The organism is Janthinobacterium sp. SUN073, from assembly GCF_030397665.1.
Lineage (GTDB): Bacteria > Pseudomonadota > Gammaproteobacteria > Burkholderiales > Burkholderiaceae_D > Janthinobacterium.
The window spans coordinates 1,110,533-1,127,274 of sequence record NZ_JAPUBT010000001.1 but is presented as its reverse complement, the minus strand read 5'-3'; the positions used below and the strand labels follow the sequence as shown (position 1 = coordinate 1,127,274).

The 16,742-nt window shown below is 64.6% G+C and carries 12 protein-coding genes; 9 read left to right on the top strand and 3 right to left on the bottom strand.

All coding sequences use genetic code 11. The features are described from left to right. Positions 1–177: 177 nt before the first annotated feature. Positions 178–3,291, bottom strand: a complete 3,114-nt coding sequence (locus O0882_RS05090; protein ID WP_289945853.1) for an efflux RND transporter permease subunit — start codon at positions 3,289–3,291, stop codon at positions 178–180. A gap of 3 nt (positions 3,292–3,294) precedes the next feature. Beyond that, entirely contained in the window at positions 3,295–4,527 is a 1,233-nt protein-coding gene (locus O0882_RS05085; protein WP_289945851.1) for an efflux RND transporter periplasmic adaptor subunit, read from the bottom strand. A gap of 393 nt (positions 4,528–4,920) precedes the next feature. Between O0882_RS05085 and O0882_RS05080 the strand changes: the two genes are divergently transcribed. After that, entirely contained in the window at positions 4,921–7,455 is a 2,535-nt protein-coding gene (locus O0882_RS05080) for an EAL domain-containing protein (RefSeq protein WP_289945850.1), read from the top strand. On the opposite strand, the gene O0882_RS05075 is transcribed toward O0882_RS05080, so the two are convergent. Beyond that, the gene (locus O0882_RS05075) at positions 7,452–8,414 is read right to left on the bottom strand and encodes an endonuclease/exonuclease/phosphatase family protein (protein WP_289945849.1); all 963 of its coding nucleotides are present in this window, start codon (positions 8,412–8,414) and stop codon (positions 7,452–7,454) included. The two genes, O0882_RS05080 and O0882_RS05075, sit on opposite strands and share 4 nt — an antisense overlap. A 37-nt stretch (positions 8,415–8,451) precedes the next feature. On the opposite strand from O0882_RS05075, the gene ybaK reads away from it, so the two are divergent. The 8 genes from ybaK to O0882_RS05035 all read left to right on the top strand — a co-directional run bounded on the left by ybaK (position 8,452) and on the right by O0882_RS05035 (position 16,665). Then, on the top strand, positions 8,452–8,943 hold the full coding sequence (gene ybaK, locus O0882_RS05070; RefSeq protein ID WP_289945847.1) for a Cys-tRNA(Pro) deacylase: 492 nt from the start codon (positions 8,452–8,454) through the stop codon (positions 8,941–8,943). 97 nt (positions 8,944–9,040) lie between these two features. After that, positions 9,041–9,685 carry a glycerol-3-phosphate 1-O-acyltransferase PlsY gene (plsY, locus tag O0882_RS05065; RefSeq protein ID WP_289945846.1) on the top strand — a complete coding sequence of 215 codons (645 nt, stop codon included), beginning with the start codon at positions 9,041–9,043 and terminating at the stop codon, positions 9,683–9,685. 89 nt (positions 9,686–9,774) lie between these two features. Further along, positions 9,775–10,446, top strand: coding sequence for a DsbA family oxidoreductase (locus O0882_RS05060; RefSeq protein WP_289945844.1), 672 nt, complete (start codon positions 9,775–9,777; stop codon positions 10,444–10,446). A gap of 70 nt (positions 10,447–10,516) precedes the next feature. Beyond that, positions 10,517–10,807, top strand: a complete 291-nt coding sequence (locus O0882_RS05055; protein WP_289945843.1) for a DUF427 domain-containing protein — start codon at positions 10,517–10,519, stop codon at positions 10,805–10,807. A 37-nt stretch (positions 10,808–10,844) separates the two neighbouring features. Beyond that, positions 10,845–11,810, top strand: coding sequence for a DUF2157 domain-containing protein (locus tag O0882_RS05050; RefSeq protein WP_289945842.1), 966 nt, complete (start codon positions 10,845–10,847; stop codon positions 11,808–11,810). Continuing rightward, positions 11,807–13,468, top strand: coding sequence for a GDYXXLXY domain-containing protein (locus O0882_RS05045; RefSeq protein WP_289945840.1), 1,662 nt, complete (start codon positions 11,807–11,809; stop codon positions 13,466–13,468). The genes O0882_RS05050 and O0882_RS05045 overlap by 4 nt, the downstream gene beginning before the upstream one ends. A gap of 102 nt (positions 13,469–13,570) precedes the next feature. Continuing rightward, positions 13,571–14,803, top strand: coding sequence for a metal-dependent hydrolase (locus O0882_RS05040; RefSeq protein ID WP_289945839.1), 1,233 nt, complete (start codon positions 13,571–13,573; stop codon positions 14,801–14,803). A gap of 110 nt (positions 14,804–14,913) precedes the next feature. After that, complete coding sequence (locus O0882_RS05035; RefSeq protein ID WP_289945838.1) at positions 14,914–16,665, top strand: cation:proton antiporter; 1,752 nt, start codon at positions 14,914–14,916, stop codon at positions 16,663–16,665. Positions 16,666–16,742 lie beyond the last annotated feature (77 nt).

The following is a 16,742-nucleotide window of genomic DNA, read 5'->3' as shown; positions in this document are numbered from 1 at the left end:
CCGATCGCCGATGGTCAATCGACTACTGTCACTGGAACAAGCACCCACGAGTCACTCCATATCATTGATAACGGGGGACAGTCTAGCCAGTGGGGCCGCTTTGGTCAACTGAAGCTCTCTTCAGGAAGCCGCCGCGTCGTCCCCGCCAATGCGGGGACGGTGAAGGCGACCGGTCTGTCAGTGGGCGTGTGCCTTGCCGTCGTCGGTGGATTCAGCATGTTCGCCGCCACCGAAAAAGCGCGCGGCGCGCTTGCCCAGGCTGTCGAGGTAGGTGTAGGCGACGGGCACCACCACCAGCGTCAATAGCGTCGAGGTGATGACGCCGCCGATGACGGCGCGGCCCATGGGCGCTTGCGATTCGCCGCCGTCGCCCATGCCGATGGCCATCGGCAGCATGCCGAAGACCATCGCCAGGGTCGTCATCAGGATGGGGCGCAAGCGCACTTGCCCCGCTTCCATCAGCGCCTCGAACTGTCCCAGGCCCTCGCGCTGGCGCTGGTTGGTGAAGTCCACCAGCAAAATCGCATTCTTGGTGACCAGGCCCATCAGCATGATGAAGCCGATCACGGAGAAAATGTTCAGGGTGCTGCCCGTCATGAGGAGGGCCAGCAGCACGCCGATCAAGGAGAGCGGCAGCGACACCATGATGGCGATCGGCTGCAAAAAGCTGCCGAACTGCGACGCCAGCACCAGGTAGATGAAGATCACGGCGATGCCCAGCGCCATCATCGCGCCGCCCATGGTCTCGGCCATCTGCTGCGCATTGCCGGCCACGTCGAAGCGCACGCCCGGCGGCAGGTCGATGGACTTGATGGCCTTCTGCACGTCGGCGTCGACGTCGCCGGCAGGGCGGCCCTGCACGCCCGCATAGATGGCGACGCGGCGCTGCAAGGCCTGGCGTTTCAGCACTTGCGGGCTGGACGAGGGCACGAATTCGACCACCTGGCGCAGCGGAATCATGACCGGCTTGCCGTTCGCATCGAGCTTGCTGGACGCCAGCGACAGGTCGGCCAGGTCGGCCACCTTTTGCCGGCCCGACTTGGGCAGCTGCACGTTGACGTCATAGTTTTGCCCGTCGCTGGCTAACCAGTGGCTGACCGTGTCGCCCGCCACGAACGGCCGCAGGGCATTGCCGATCTGCTGCACCGACAAGCCCAGGTCGCTGGCCAGTTCGTTGTTGATCTTCACCGTGGTCGACGGATTGGCGCCTTCCTGGCTGTATTCCATGTCGGCCAGGCCCTTGATGCTGCGCATCTTGTCCATCAGGCGGTGTGCCACGGCATCGAGCTTGCCTTCATCCGTACCGAGGATGGCGATGAAGATGGGGCGGTTGCCGACCGACAGGGTGATGCCGGCAATCGGCGCCAGGCGTTCACGGATCAGCTTTTCCAGTTCCTGCTGCGAGCGGCGCTTGTGCGTCTTGATGTCCGTCAGCTTCAGGTTCACTTCGGCCGCGTTGCGTCCGTCGGGCGTGCCGATATTGGCCACCAGGCTGTCGATTTCGGGAAATTCCTTCAGCGCCGTTTCGATCTGGCGCACCTTGGAATCCGTGTATTCGAGGCTGGAGCCGACGGGCGTCTTGAAGCGCAGGTTGACCCAGCCCTGGTCCGTTTCCGGGAACATCTCGCCGCCGATCATCGGCACGAGCATCAGGCTGCCCGCGAACAGGGCGAAGGCGGTGGCCAGCGTGGTCTTGCGCCAGCGCAGGGCTACTTTCAATACCTTGCCGTACCAGACGTGCAGGCGGTCGATGCCCGTCTCGATCCAGGCCATGAAGCGGCCCAGCCATGGCGCGTACTTGAAGCGGTCCTTGACGGGGTCGCGCCAGACGGATGACAGCATGGGGTCGAGCGTGAAGCTGACGAACAGGGAGACGAGTACGGCGACGGCCACGGTGATGCCGAACTGCAGGAAGAAGCGGCCGATGATGCCGTCCATGAAGGCCACCGGCACGAACACGGCGACGATGGCGAACGTGGTGGCCATCACGGCGAGGCCAATTTCATTGGTGCCGTCGTTGGCCGCCTTGTAGTGGTTCTTGCCCATGCCCAGGTGGCGCACGATGTTTTCGCGCACCACGATGGCGTCATCGATCAACAGGCCGATGCACAGGGACAGCGCCATCAGGGTCAGGAAGTTCAGCGTGAAACCAAACGCCTTCATGGCAATGAAGCTGGCCAGCACGGAGATCGGCAGGGTCAAGCCCGTGATGATGGTCGAGCGCCACGAGTGCAGGAACAGGAAGACGATCACCATGGTCAGCACGGCGCCTTCGATGATGGTGCGCTTGACGTTGTTGAGCTGGCTTTGCACGCGCTCCGATTCGTCGTCCAGCACGCGCAGGGTGATATCGGGCGGCAGCGTCTTTTGCAGGTCCGCCGCCACTTTCAGGATGCCGGTGCCCACTTCAACCACGTTGGCGTCCTGCACCTTGGTGATTTCCATCGTTACGGCTTGCTGGCCGTTCATGCGCGAGATCGACAGTTCTTCCTGCTCGCCGTCGACCACGGTGGCCACCTGGTCCAGGTAGACGGGGCCGACGGCGCGGCGCGCGACGATGATCTTGCCGAATTCGCGTGCATCCTTGATCTTGCCTTCCACGCGCACCAGCTGCTCTGCCGCGCCATGGCTGATGGAGCCGGCCGGCAAGTTGGTATTCGTGGCCTGGATGGCGCGGATGACTTCATCGACACCGATGCCCTGGGCATTGAGTTCGATGGGCTTCATGCTGATGAGGATCTGGCGCGCGCGCAAGCCGCGCAGCTTGACTTGCCCCACGCCGGCCACGCCCTGGAAGCGCTTGCTGATGATCTGCTCCGTCATGGTCGACAGCGAGCGCAGGTCATGCCCGCTCGAGGTCAGCACGATGGTGGCGATGGGGCGCTCGTTGTCGCCTTCGGCGCGTGCGATGAACGGGTCCTTGGCTTCCTTCGGGAAGCGCGGGCGCACCAGGGCCACCTTGTCGCGCAAGTCCTGCATGGCCTTGTCCATGTTGGTCGACAGCTCGAATTCCAGGTAGACGCCGGCGCGTCCTTCCCACGAGTTGGCGCGGATGGTCTTGATGCCGCTGACGGTGTTGACGGCGTCTTCGATGGGGCGCGTGATGTCGTTTTCCACGGCTTCCGGCGAGGCGCCCGGGTAGTTCACTTCAATGGCGGCGAACGGAAACTGCACGCTGGGCATGCTCTCCACGCCCAGGCCCCGGTAGGAGAAGATGCCCAGCACCACCAGCGCCACCATGACCATGGTGGCGAAGACGGGGTTTTGAATACTGACTTTGGTCATCCACATGGCTTAATCCTTCCGTGCCAGCACGGCCGCTGGTGCAGCAGGGGCGGCGGCGGGCGCGGCGAAGGTCACGCTGTGGCCAGGTTTCACGCCATCGAGTTTGGCGACGATGACTTTGGCGCCCGGCACCAGGCCGGATTTGACTTCCGCATAGCCTTCATCCTCGTTGCGCAGTCCCAGTGTGATGGGCTGGGCGACGACCTTGTTGCCCACCAGCGCGTACACGACGGGGCCCTGCTTTTCATGGCGCACGGCCGTCAGCGGCACCAGTGGCGCCACGGGCGAGCGCTCGGTGACGATGCTGCCCTTGGCGAACATGCCACCGCGCAGCGCGCCATCGCCATTGTCGACGGCGATGTAGACCAGCATGGCGCGCGAGCCGCTCTCGGTGGTGGGGTTGATGCGCGTGACCTTGCCGGCGAAGTCGCGCGCGCCGAAGCCGTCGACCTTGAAATGCACGTCTTGCCCCAGTTTGATGCGGGGAATGTCCGCGCTGGGCACAGGCGCTTCCAGGGTCAGCTGCGCCAGGTTGACGATGGTGTAGACGGGCATGTCGGGCGAGACTTTTTCGCCGGCCTGCAGGTGGCGCTTGCTGACGATGCCGGCCATCGGTGCGCGGATCACCGTATCGGCCAGCGCGATGCGGGCGATATCGACCATGGCGGCGGCGGACTTGACGTTGGCGCGCGCCAGGTCGACCGAGTTTTGCGTGGTGTCGTAGGCCGTCTGCGAAATGTATTTTTGCTTGAGCAGGGCCTGGCTGTTCGCCTCGTTCTTGGCCGCCATGGACAGGCGCGCCTGCGCTTCGTCCAGCATGGCTTGCTGCTGCGTCAGGCGGGCGCGCAGGTCGGCCGCATCCAGGCGCACGAGGATTTGCTCGTTGGCCACTTGCTGGCCTTCCTGCAAGGTCGTTTCCTGGATCACGCCGGAGACCTTGGCCTTGATGGTAGCCTGGGTCACGGGCGCCAGCGAGCCGGCAAGGGGCAGGCTGATGGTCAGCGCGCGCGCATCGATGGCGGCCACGTCGCCCTGCGCCAGTTCATGCACGGCGGACTTTGCCTGCTCCTTTTTCTTGCTCGCTTGCAATTCGGCCGTCTTGGCGGCTTGCTGCTTCGATTGCATCACTGTCCATCCGCCCCCGGCCAGACCCAGTACGACCAGGATCAGCACGGGGGTGCGCCAGCGCCGGCGGCGCGTGGCGGCAAGGGGAGAGGCGGGGGGCAGGGTCTCGTTTTTCATAGGTTTTTTTCAGGAGCGGCGCAGGGGCTCGGAGCCAGGTCTCGGTGCGGACCCGGCCTGTCGCTGGCCGGGAGGGAATTCGGGTAGCGCATCGCCGTGGCGGCCGCAGGCAGCACGCCTGCCGCTGCGGCCGTTCACGGCGATGCGCATGTTGCCACTTTAGGAAGATTCAAGTCCGGCCGCCATCGCCGTGCGACAGATTGCACAAAATCGGGGCTGGAATGCAAAAAACGGCGACCGGAGACCACAGTAAGCATGCCCGCCGTGCACGTCACGATGCTTGCGCATCCTCAAGAAGCCGATTCGCCGGCGCGCAAGAATGGTCGGGATGGTTGCGCCACCGGACAGGCCACACGCCCGCCGGTTGCCGCGCGGCCGCGCCACGGGGGCCTGATGTCTGATCGGATTGTCGGAGCCGCGCCGTCGCCGGGGCGCCTGCTTGCCGCTGCCGAACCGCAGGCGGGGCCGGCCGGCAAGGCATTGGACTTGCTGTCCATCATCGTTGCCGCCGTCGAACAGGCGCCTGGCCTGGCCGTGCGTGGCATCGACCGCGACGGCATCGTGCGCTACTGGAGCTTAGGTGCGGCGCGCCTGTATGGCGTGGCGGCCGAGCTGGCGCTGGGCCAGCCGTGGGCCAGGGTGGCCGCTTCGCTGCCGGATGCCGCCAGCCTGGCCGAGGATGTCTCCGGCGAACTGGCGGCCGTGTGGGAGAGCGGCAAGGCGCGCAGCACACGCCTGTGGAAGCTGGACGCCGACGGGGCCGCGCCGCGCTGCATCTGTTCCACCGTGTTTCCCGTCATCCAGTCCGGACGTGTGCGGCAAGTGGTGTGCATCGATGTCGACATCACGGCCAGCGGCCAGGATGGCGCCGCGCAGGGTGCCTTGCTGCTGATGGGCGACAATTTTCGCCAGCTGTACGACAAGTCCGCCGACGCCATCGTACTGCTGCGCGACGAGTACATCGCCGAAGCCAATCCGGCTGCCATTGCCCTGTTTCAATGTGAAGACCGGCCACGCCTGCTGGGGCGCCGCCTCAGCGACTTTTCGCCGCTGCGCCAGCCCGATGGCGCCTTGTCGTCGTTGCGCGGCACGCAACTGGCGGCGCAGGCCCACGCCGACGGCAACTGCCGCTACGACTGGCGCTATCAGACGTGCGCGGGCCAGCTGTTCTGGGGCGAGGTGCTGCTCACTTCCGTCACGCTCGACCATACCTATCTGTTTTACGCCGTGATCCGCGATATTTCCTCGCGCAAACTGGCCGAGCGGGCTCTGTACCTGTCGGTACAGGTCATCGAGCATGCCAGTGTCGCCATCGTCGTGATGGACCCGCAGCAGCGCGTCGTCAGCATGAATCCCGCGTACAGCGAAATCAGCGGCTACAGCCTGGACGACATGCTGGGCAAGCCTTTCGTCCAGCACGGCGTGGAGCCGGATGCGCCGGCGTTTTTCGACCACGTGTGGGACGAAGTCGAGGCCAACGGCTATTGGCAAGGCGATATCGCGGGCCAGCGCAAGGCGGGCGGGCGCTACCCGGCCTGGCTGTCGCTGACGGCCATCCGCGACAGCCAGGGGCAATTGAGCAATTACCTGGCCATCCTCAACGATATCAGTGAGCGCAAGAAAAACGAGGAGCACACGCGCCACCTGGCCGAGCATGATTTCCTGACCGACTTGCCGAACCGGGTACTGCTGCTGGACCGGCTGTCGCAGGCGCTGGCGGCCGCGCGACGCAAGCTGAGCATGCTGGCCATCCTGTACCTGGACCTCGACCACTTCAAGCACATCAATGACAGCATGGGCCACCACGTGGGCGATTTGCTGCTCAAGGAAGTGGCGCGGCGCCTGGTGCGCTGCGTGCGCGGCGTCGATACCGTCAGCCGGCATGGCGGCGACGAGTTCGTCATCATCCTGGCCGAGGTGGGCGGCATCGACCAGGTGGCCCATGTGGCGTCCAGCCTGCTGCATGCCGTCACGCAGCCCTATCAGCTGGGCGAATACGAACTGCAGGTGTCGACCTCGATCGGCGTGGCCATCTTTCCCAGCGATGGCGACAGCATCGAGACCCTCGTGCACAACGCCGATATCGCCATGTACCATGCCAAGGAAGGCGGGCGTAACAATTTCCAGTTTTTCAATGCCGAGATGAATGCGCAAATCATCGAGCGGGCCAGCCTGGAGCAGGGCTTGCGCGCCGCGCTGGGCCGCGATGAATTTGTGCTGGAGTTCCAGCCCGCGCTCGATGTTACCAGCGGGCAAATCGTCGGCGCCGAAGCGTTGTTGCGCTGGCGCCACCCGCAACTGGGCGTGCTGCCGCCCGAGCGCTTCATCGCCGTGGCCGAGGAGTGTGGCTTGATGGTATCGATTGGCAACTGGGTGCTGCAGCAAGCTTGCCGGCGCGCGCGCGCCTGGCACGATGCGGGCCAGGCCTGGCGCGTGGCCGTGAACCTGTCGCCGGCGCAATGCCTGCACAATAATTTATTGCTCAGCGTCCAAGAGGCGCTGGCCGTGTCGGGTTTGCCTGCCGCCTGCCTGGAACTGGAAGTGACGGAGTCCTTGCTGATGAAGGGCGGCGCGCGCCTGGCTGGCGTGCTGGCGCAGCTGCGCGCGCTGGGCGCAAGGCTGGCCATCGATGACTTCGGTACCGGCTATTCGCGCCTGGCCAATCTGCGCCATTACCCGGTGGATAAACTCAAGATCGACCCATCCTTCCTGCCCGCCGCGGCGGACGGCGCGGCAGGCGAATCCGACACGATGGTCGCCGCCACCATCATCGCCATGGCGCGCGAACTGCAATTGACGGTGATTGCCGAAGGCGTGGAAACGGCGCAGCAGCTGGCCTATCTGCGGGGGCAGGGCTGCCAGCAATACCAGGGGCGCTATGCCAGCGCGCAAGTCGAGGGCAGTGCGCTGGCGAAGTTATTGAACTAGTTAATGTTTCCCAGCAGCTTGATGCGCGCCAGCACCTGGCCATGGTCGGAGGCGTGCGGCAGGCCCAGCAGCAAATGGTCGTTGATATACGTGACTTCCTGCAGCACGCCGATGGCGCGCGGCGAGGCGGCGTGGAAATGCTCGGAGACGAGGATATGGTCGATCGTCATGTAGGCGCCGTCGTGGATATTCGTGTAGCCCGCGTGGCGCGCCGCATCCTGGCGCAGGGCGATGGCGTTGGCGTCGTACAGGCGTTCTCGCATTTCCATGCCTGGTTCGCACGGTGCGCCCGCGCCCATGACGATGGACGTGGTGACGGCATTGGCGATGTCGTTGAAGTCACCGAGCACGATGCGGGGACGGCTGCTGTGGCCCAGTTCGCTTGCCAGCACGCGCAGGGCCACCGCTTCCGCGCCGCGCCGCTGCAGCGAGCGCAGGTTGGCCAGTGCGTAGGCGATGGCATCGTTGCCGTCGCCATGGCGGTAGTCGGGCCGGCGCGATTTCAAGTGCACCACGACCACATCCGTGAGTTGTCCACCAGGCAAGATGACCTGCACGTGCAGTGGTGCGCGGGCGAAGCGGCAGACATTGTCTTCGGCGGATACGCTCACGCCGGCCGGGAAGTTCGTCCAGGCAACTCCGGCGCCGGCCAGCGGCAGGCGCGACACCAGCGCCACCGTAGGCAGCATGCGTCCGGCCGCGTCCATCGCATCGTGGCCGGCCAGGGCGGCTGCGCGGTAATGGCGCGTGCGCGACAGCACGTCGCGCAGGGCCGCTTGCGAGAAAATTTCCTGGAAACCAATCACGTCGGCGTCGAGCAAGTCGATTTGCCGCGCCGTCCATTCCGCCTTGGCGTCGTATTGCGCCGGGCTCAACGGTTCCAGGTTGTCATACAATTTCGCCCCGGCGGGGGCAAGGTTGCAGACATTGAATGTGGCAAAGCGGATTTCTTGCTGCATAATTAGCACTCCTCACTGAACGATCAGCGTATCACGCATGGCTAAAAAAGAGCATATTTCCGAAACTCAGGCGACGCAGCTGCTGCGCAAGCATCAGGTTGCCTTCGATGAACACCCATATCCCTACGAGGAGCACGGCGGCACCAGCGTCTCGGCGCGCGAGCTGGGGGTGCCGGAACACGCGGTGATCAAGACCCTGGTGATGCAGGACGAGGCGGCCAAGCCGTTGATCGTGCTCATGCATGGCGATTGCAAGGTATCGACCAAGAACCTGGCGCGTGGCATCGGCTGCAAGTCCGTCGAGCCGTGCAAGCCCGAGGTGGCGCAGCGCCATTCCGGCTACATGATCGGCGGCACCTCGCCGTTCGGCACCAAAAAAGCGATGCCCGTGTACGTGGAGCAATCCATCCTGGCGCTCGAACGCATCTACATCAATGGCGGGCGGCGCGGTTTTCTCGTCTCGCTGGCGCCGCAGGTGCTCATGGATTTGCTCAAGGCCAAGCCGGTGCAGTGCGCGCTGCAGGATTAAGGAAATCGTCCAAAGCCTGTTGCGGGGCATGGAGCATGGTGTATATTCTGCTGCGCCAGCCTCGACGCTGGTGCAATAAACATAATAAAGGGAAGAAATGAATCCAGTAATCACAACCGTGGCAATGACAGTGGCCGCTTACTTGCTCGGCTCGATATCGTTTGCCGTGGTGATGAGCAAGGTCTACGGCATTGCCGATCCGCGCACCTATGGCTCGAAAAATCCGGGCGCCACCAACGTGCTGCGCAGCGGCAACAAGGGCGCGGCCATCATGACCTTGCTGGGCGATGGCGCCAAGGGCTGGCTGGCCGTGTTCCTGGCCGACCATTTTGCCAGCGCGCTGGGCGTGGGCGACACGGCCGTGGCGCTGGTGGCCATCGCCGTCTTCCTCGGCCATCTGTGGCCCGTGTTCTTCCGCTTCGTCGGCGGCAAGGGCGTGGCCACGGCCCTCGGTGTGTTGCTGGGGATTAATCCCTGGCTGGGCCTGGCGACCCTGGCCACCTGGCTGATCATCGCCTACGCGTTTCGCTATTCTTCGCTGGCAGCCCTGGTGGCGGCCCTGTTCGCGCCGTTTTACTATGGCTTGCTGTTCGGCGTCGATCCCATCTTGCTGGCCGTCATCGTCATGAGCGTGCTGCTGGCTTACCGCCACAGCCAGAACATCGCAAACTTGCTCTCTGGTAAGGAAAGCAAGATCGGCGGCAAGAAGGATGGGGCCAAGGCGCCCGTCAAGAAAAAGTAAGCGCTTGATTTCCCGCGGCCCGCACGCATATGCTGTGCTTGCGGCGCCGCGCGGTGCGGCCGCCACCGACTCGCGCAAAGGCTGCCCCCATGACTGTCCCCACCTCCTCCGCCACACCCGTTCCCATCCGTATCGATTTCGTTTCTGACGTTTCCTGCCCCTGGTGCGTGATCGGCCTGAAATCGCTGGAGCAAGCCTTGGCCAAGCTGGACGGCACCGTCCAGGCCGAGATCCACTTCCAGCCCTTCGAGCTGAACGCCAATATGGCGGCCGAAGGCGAGGATATCGGCGAACACATCGCCCGCAAATACGGTTCCACCCCGGAACAGATGGCGCAGTCGCGCGAAGCGATCCGCGCGCGCGGCGAGCAGCTGGGCTTTACCTTTGCCATGGACAAGCGCGGCCGCATCTACAACACGTTTGATGCGCACCGTTTGCTGCACTGGGCCGAGATCGAAGGGCGCCAGAAGGCACTCAAGATGGCGCTGTTCGATGCGTATTTCACGCAGGGCCAGAATCCGTCCTCGCACGAGGTGCTGCTGGCCGTGGCCGGCAAGGTGGGCCTCGATACCGTGAAGGCGGCCGAGGTGCTGGCCTCCGATGCCTACGCGGACGAGGTGCGCGCGCAGGAGCGGTTCTACCAGCAGAACGGCATCAACTCGGTGCCTGCCGTCATCATCAACGAGCGCCACCTGATTTCCGGCGGCCAGCCGCCCGAAGTGTTTGAGCAAGCCTTGCGCCAGATCATCAGCGGCGCCTGAGCGGGGCGCCAATGGCGCGCGCCATGACAGACTTTTTGCGCTACACTCGGCGCAGAAGGAGGATAGTCAAATGCCAACAGCCAGCTGGAATGGTGTCGTCATCGCGCAAGCGGCCGACGATCAGGTGCAAGTCGTTGAAAACAATATATATTTTCCTTTGTCCAAGGTGACGCAGGCCTACCTGCGTCCCAGCAGCCACACCAGCATCTGCCCGTGGAAGGGCACGGCCAGCTATTACGACCTTGTCGTCGATGGCCAGACGAATGCCAACGCCGCCTGGTATTACCCCCAGCCCAAGGATGCCGCCAAGCAAATTGCCGGCCACGTCGCCTTCTGGCGCGGCGTGAACGTCGAGCGCTGACCTGACGCCCCCTATTTCCTGACAAAGAAAGCAGACGATGGATTTACGCCTCGCCGTGTATCAACTCGCCTCGGCCCATGCGCTCGATGCCCGACAAACCCGGCAGTTGCAGGAAGTGGCCGGCTTCCAGCGCGAACCCGCGCGCCTGGCCTACTGGCTGCCGCGCGGCGTCGCCGTGCTGGGCGCCGCCTTGCTGGGCATGGGATTGATCTGCTGGGTGGCCGCCAACTGGGAAGACCTGGGTCGCATGGGCCGCTTTGCCCTGCTGCAAGGCGTGTTGGCCGCCGCCTGCGTGGGGGCCTTCGCCGTACCCAAGGCGCGCGTGCCGCTGTTGCTGATGGCCTTGCTGGCCATCGGCGGCCTGTTCGCGTATTTCGGCCAGACGTACCAGACGGGCGCCGATCCGTGGCAGCTGTTCGCCCTGTGGGCCGCGCTGGCCTTGCCCCTGTGCCTGGTGGCGCGCAGCGACGTGCTGTGGACGCCGTGGATGCTGATTTTTTCGACGGCCGCGGCCTTGTGGATGCAGGCGCATGCGCACCACAGCTGGCGCATCAATTCGGCCGACCTGAGCATTTTCGTCAGCGGCTGGCTGGCCGTGCTGCTGGCCTGTGCGTTTGTCTCGCCCCTGCTGGCGCGCTGGACGGGCGCGGGCAGCTGGGCCTTGCGCCTGGGCCTGGTGCTCGCCACCATCCTCATCACGGGCACGGCCGTCAGCGCCCTGTTCGGCAGCGAGGTCGAATCGCCGTACTGGGCCGGGCTGGGCTTACTGGCCGTCGCCGGCGTCCTGCTGGCCACGCGCAGCTTGTTTGACGTGTTCGGCCTGAGCGCCGTCGCGCTGGGCCTGAACACCCTGCTGGTGTGGGGGCTGGGATACCTGCTGTTCAATGGCGGTGGCAATGGCGATGGCATCGGCAGGCTGGTGATGCTGGGCTTGTTTGCGGCCGTGCTGTTGGCGCTCACCGTGCAAGGCATTTTGTGGCGCACGCGCCAGGAGGCGGCATGAGCAATATGAACAGTCAGCGAGCCGATGCGCTCGCCACCTTGATCGACGACGCCACGCGCGCCGGTTTGTTACCGTCGGGTACCAGCCGTCCCGTGCAGGATGTCCGGCCGTGGCCGCTGGTGCTGATGACGGCCTTCGGCGCCTGGCTGGCCGCCATCCCTCTGGTCCTGGCGCTGGGTGCGGGCCTGGAAAGCGTGGTGCGCCACGGTCCCGGCGCATATATCGTGGCGGCCATCGTGCTGGTGGTGTCTGTGCTGCTGATCCGCATGCGCGGCGTGGCGCTGTTTGTCGAGCAGCTGGCCGTGCCCTGCCTGCTGGTGGGCGGCAGCTTGCTCGGCTATGCCCTGTACCGCGATTGTTCCACGCAGATTGCCTCGCTGTTGCTGTGCCTGGCCTGCCTGATGGTGGCCGCTACCCTGCCGCGCGATTGGCTGCGTGTGCTGCTGGGGCTGGTCGCCTGCGGCTTGCTGGGACTGGGCATCATCGATAGCACGCGCGACTGGATTTTCGAGAACGACCCAACGCAACTGTATCTGGCCTGGATGCTGGCCCTGGCACTCTGGCTGGGCGCGCACTGGCTGCAGAAGCAGGCCTTCAACGATGGCCGCGGCGCGCCCGTCGCCGCCTTCCTGGAATCGCTGTCGACGGGGTGGGTCCTGGCCATCTTGCTGGGGCTGGTCTTCTGGTCCGGCATGACCTTCATGCTGGGTGGTGCGCTGGGCGGTGGTATTGCCGGCGACGTGGCGCGCGAAGTAAGCCGGCACCAGACCAGCGCCTGGTATGCGCAGGCGTTAAATGGGGTGTCGCTCGTGCTGGCCACGGCGGCGGCCGTCTGGACGGGATGGCGCTGGCCGGCGCTGCGCCAGTTGCCCGCCATTGGCGTGGCGCTGGTGCTGGTCGTGCTGGCGTGGTTCATGCCGGCGCTGGGCCCCGTGCTGCTGATCCTCGCGTATTGTGTGACGAGCGGGCGCACGCGCGTGGCCGTGGCGGCTGCGCTGGCGGCGGCGTGGATCATCGGCAGCTTTTATTACCAGCTGGCCTGGCCGCTGGCCAGCAAGGCGGCGTTGCTGGCCGTGGCCGGCGCCGTGCTGTGCGCACTGTCGTGGCTGGCTACGCGCGGCGCCGTGCTGCATCTGGTGGAAAGTAAACCATCGGCTGTGGCTACCCAGAGCCGCAATGTCCGTCTCGGCGTGCTTGGGGGCTTGCTGCTGGTGCTGCTGGTCGCCAATGGCGGCATCTGGCAGAAAGAGCAGCTGATCGCCAAGGGGCAAGCCATCTTCGTGGCGCTGGAACCCGTCGATCCCCGCTCGCTGATGCAGGGCGATTACATGCGCCTCAATTTCGTCAACCTCGGCGTGCTGAGCACCCTGGCCAGCGTGGACAGGGCGCCAGGCCGGCCCCTCGTGGTGGCCAGGCGCGATGCGCGCGGCGTGGCAGAACTGCTGCGTCCGTACACCAAAGAGGCGCTGGCGCCCGGCGAATTCCTGCTCGAGCTGACGCCGAAGGATGGCAACTGGGTGCTGGTCAGCGATGCCTGGTTCTTCAAGGAAGGCGAGGCGGCGCGCTGGGAAAAGGCCCGCTATGGCGAGTTCCGCGTGCTGCCCGATGGCCGCGCCTTGCTGGTGGGCATGCGCGGGGAAGATTTACAGGCACTGTAACCGCTTGATTGAACAAGTCCAATGGCAGAATCCGGGGTCGTACCCTGAGGGTACGACCCCAGCCTTTGCTCTTGGGGTGGCCGCATCCTGTAAAATTGCCCGATGGATAATATTACACATTCGGTCATCGGCCTCGGGGTCGGCGAACTGCTACACCGCAGCCTGCCGCCCGAGCCGCAAGCCCCCGCGCAGCGCACCCGGCGCGCGCTGTTTCTGTTTACTGCCTGGTTTGCCAGCAACGCGCCCGACCTGGACCTGGTGCTGACCAGATTGCTGCCGCGCCCGTTCGGCTATATGCTGCACCACCGTGGCCACACGCATACCTTGCTGCTGGCCTTGCCGCAGGCGCTGTTGTTGCTGGCACTGCTGTGGCTGCTGTGGCCCGGCGCACGCCGCTTGCTGAAAAGCAGCGTACCTGCCAGAGTGGGCCTGGCGGCCTGTCTGTTGCTGGGATTCTGCTTGCACATGGGCATGGATTTCCTCAATTCCTATGGCTTGCACCCGTTTTATCCGTTCGACAGCCGCTGGCTGTATGGCGACATGGTCTTCATTGTCGAACCCATGTTCTGGGTGCTGCTGGGCGTGCCCGTGATCATGTCCTTGCGCTATGGCATCGTCAAAAGCGTGCTGCTGGCCGCCTTGGCGGCGGCCCTGTGTTTCTTCACCTATAAATCCTATCTGGCGCCTGCCTCGCTGGCTGTCTTGCTGGGGCTGGGCGTGGTGCTGGCCGTGCTGCAAGGGCGGGCCGGTGAGCGGGGACGGGGAGCGCTGCTGCTGGCCTTCGCGCTGGCCGCCACTTTTATTGGCACGCAGGGCGTGGCCTCGGCCATCGGCCGTACGCGCATCGAGGCGGCCGTGCAGCGCTTGGACCCCGGCACGCGCGTGTGGGATGTGGCGATGACGGCCTTCCCCAGCCACCCGCTGTGCTGGATTTACGTTTCGCTCGACAGCAAGACCGACGTGTACACCTTGCGGCGCGGCACCCTGAGCCTGCTGCCCGGGTCGCTGGCGCCCGCCGCCTGCCCGGCCGGACTGGCCGAGACGGGCAAGCAAGGGCGGCAACTGGCGCCCGGCATCGCCGTCTCCGCGCAGGCGGCAGGCAGCCTGGCCGCCTTGCGCGCGCTGCAGGAAGACAATTGCTATGTCGACGCCTGGTTCCGCTTTGCCCGCATGCCCAGATTGCATGCGGATAAGCTGACGGATGTGCGTTTCAACCCCGGCATGCTGCCCAATTTTACGACCGTGGAGCTACAGCAGTTCCGCAGCCGCCCTTGTCCCGCCTACGTACCGGGCTGGGACCGCCCCCGTGCGGACATGCTGGCGCCGCCGAAATAAGAACGGATGTGTTGCTCTTAGGCAAAAAATATCGCGTGTGGGCCTGCTTCGCCGTGGCCCAGCATGCGACACTACCAATTCAGCAAGAATGATATTTAGTTAGGATTATTTTGGAAGAGCAACACGCCTTACCGTATTTGCGGGAAACCCTGCTGTTTCTCGCCCTGGCCGGGATTTTTATTCCGCTATTGCAACGCCTGAAGGTCAACCAGGTGCTCGGCTTCCTGGCCGTCGGCGCCCTGTTCGGTCCCTTCGGCTTCGGCCTGTGGGCCGGTGACTTCACGTGGCTGACGTATTTTTCGTTCGTGCGTGCCGAGCAAGTCAGCGGCCTGGCCGAGCTGGGCGTGATGTTTTTGATGTTCATGATTGGCCTGGAACTGTCGACGGAACGGTTGTGGGCGCTGCGGCGCTGGGTGTTCGGCGCGGGCGTGGGGCAGGTGGCGGTCAGCGCTTGCCTGATCGGCGGCGTCGCGTACTATTTTGGCCTGTCGCTGGAAGCGTCCATCGTGCTGGGCCTGGTGCTGTCGCTGTCGTCCACGGCCGTGGTGATGCAGTTGCTGACCGACCAGCGCTCGCTGCAGACCCCAAGCGGCCAGGCGGGCTTTTCCATTTTGATGTTCCAGGATCTGATGGTGGTGCCGCTGTTTATCCTGATCGACGTGTTCGCCAGCGGGCGCAGCGACGACCTGGCGTATCTGCTCAGCTTTGCGGCCGTGAAATCGGCGGGCGCCATCCTGCTGATCTATCTGCTGGGGCGCCGCGTGATTCGTCCGCTGTTCCAGTTTTTCGTCAAGAAACGCCAGCCGGACGTGTTCATGGCTCTGACCTTGCTCAGCACTCTGGGCATTGCGGGCCTGACGTATCTGGCGGGCCTGTCGATGGCGCTGGGCGCCTTGCTGGCCGGTTTGCTGCTGGCGGAGACGGAATTTCGCCACGAAGTGGAAGTGACGATCGAACCCTTCAAGGGCTTGCTGATGGGCTTGTTCTTCATGTCCGTGGGCATGCAGATCGACGTGCGCGAAATCTTCAAGTCGCCGATTCTGATTCCCTTGGCCGTGCTGAGCCTGTTTGCGCTGAAAACCCTGGTCATCAGCGTGATTTTCCGCATCGGCGGCTTTCACTGGGGGCGCGCCGTGGAAACGGGCGTGCTGCTGGGGCAGGGCGGCGAGTTCGCCTTCATCGTCGTCGCGTATGCGCTCGGTACCAAGCTGATCGGTCCGCAGGTGGCGCAATTCGTCATGCTGGTGGTGGGCCTGAGCCTGTTTGCCACGCCGGCGCTGGCCAAGGCGGCGCGCGCGTTCGGCAACTGGTGGGAACGGCGCCACCACCATCAGCTGGCCGACCTGTCGCGCGGCGCGTTGCCGCCGCAGGGCAGCACCGTCATCATCGCCGGTTTCGGCCGGGTGGGGCAGTTGCTGGCCAAGGTGCTGACGGAACAGGATATCGCGTATGTGGCGATTGAAAATGATGCGCGCCTGGTGACGACCCTGCATCCGCGCGGTTTCCCCGTGTATTTCGGCGATGCGTCGCGCGCCGAACTGTTGCAAAAGGTCAATGCGGACCGGGCTGCCGCCGTGGTGCTGACCATGGACCATGCGGCCTCCGTGCTGCATGCCGTGAAATCGATCCGCCGCGAATATCCGCAGCTGCCCGTGTATGCGCGCGCGCGCGACGAGGCGCATGCGGTGGCCCTGATACAGGCGGGCGCCACCCTGGTCGTGCCCGAGGCGCTGGAGTCGGCGCTGCAGCTGACGGCCACCGTGCTGCACACGGTGGGCCTGTCGGAAGCGCGCACGACGGACATCGTGCAAGCCGAACGCGACCGGCGTAATGCCGTGTTGCTGGCGAAAAAGCTGTCGTAGCGTTGTTGTAGTGAAACCTGCAGCGCAATCGTGCGTGTCGCCGTGCTTTGTAAATTATCTATACAATAATAATATAT

What these genes read in the sequence shown, in the direction of transcription:
- O0882_RS05090 (WP_289945853.1), bottom strand. Translation starts at nt 3,291, where the DNA reads ATGTGGATGACCAAAGTCAGTATTCAAAACCCCGTCTTCGCCACCATG.
- O0882_RS05085 (WP_289945851.1), bottom strand. Translation starts at nt 4,527, where the DNA reads ATGAAAAACGAGACCCTGCCCCCCGCCTCTCCCCTTGCCGCCACGCGC.
- O0882_RS05080 (WP_289945850.1), top strand. Translation starts at nt 4,921, where the DNA reads ATGTCTGATCGGATTGTCGGAGCCGCGCCGTCGCCGGGGCGCCTGCTT.
- O0882_RS05075 (WP_289945849.1), bottom strand. Translation starts at nt 8,414, where the DNA reads ATGCAGCAAGAAATCCGCTTTGCCACATTCAATGTCTGCAACCTTGCC.
- ybaK (WP_289945847.1), top strand. Translation starts at nt 8,452, where the DNA reads ATGGCTAAAAAAGAGCATATTTCCGAAACTCAGGCGACGCAGCTGCTG.
- plsY (WP_289945846.1), top strand. Translation starts at nt 9,041, where the DNA reads ATGAATCCAGTAATCACAACCGTGGCAATGACAGTGGCCGCTTACTTG.
- O0882_RS05060 (WP_289945844.1), top strand. Translation starts at nt 9,775, where the DNA reads ATGACTGTCCCCACCTCCTCCGCCACACCCGTTCCCATCCGTATCGAT.
- O0882_RS05055 (WP_289945843.1), top strand. Translation starts at nt 10,517, where the DNA reads ATGCCAACAGCCAGCTGGAATGGTGTCGTCATCGCGCAAGCGGCCGAC.
- O0882_RS05050 (WP_289945842.1), top strand. Translation starts at nt 10,845, where the DNA reads ATGGATTTACGCCTCGCCGTGTATCAACTCGCCTCGGCCCATGCGCTC.
- O0882_RS05045 (WP_289945840.1), top strand. Translation starts at nt 11,807, where the DNA reads ATGAGCAATATGAACAGTCAGCGAGCCGATGCGCTCGCCACCTTGATC.
- O0882_RS05040 (WP_289945839.1), top strand. Translation starts at nt 13,571, where the DNA reads ATGGATAATATTACACATTCGGTCATCGGCCTCGGGGTCGGCGAACTG.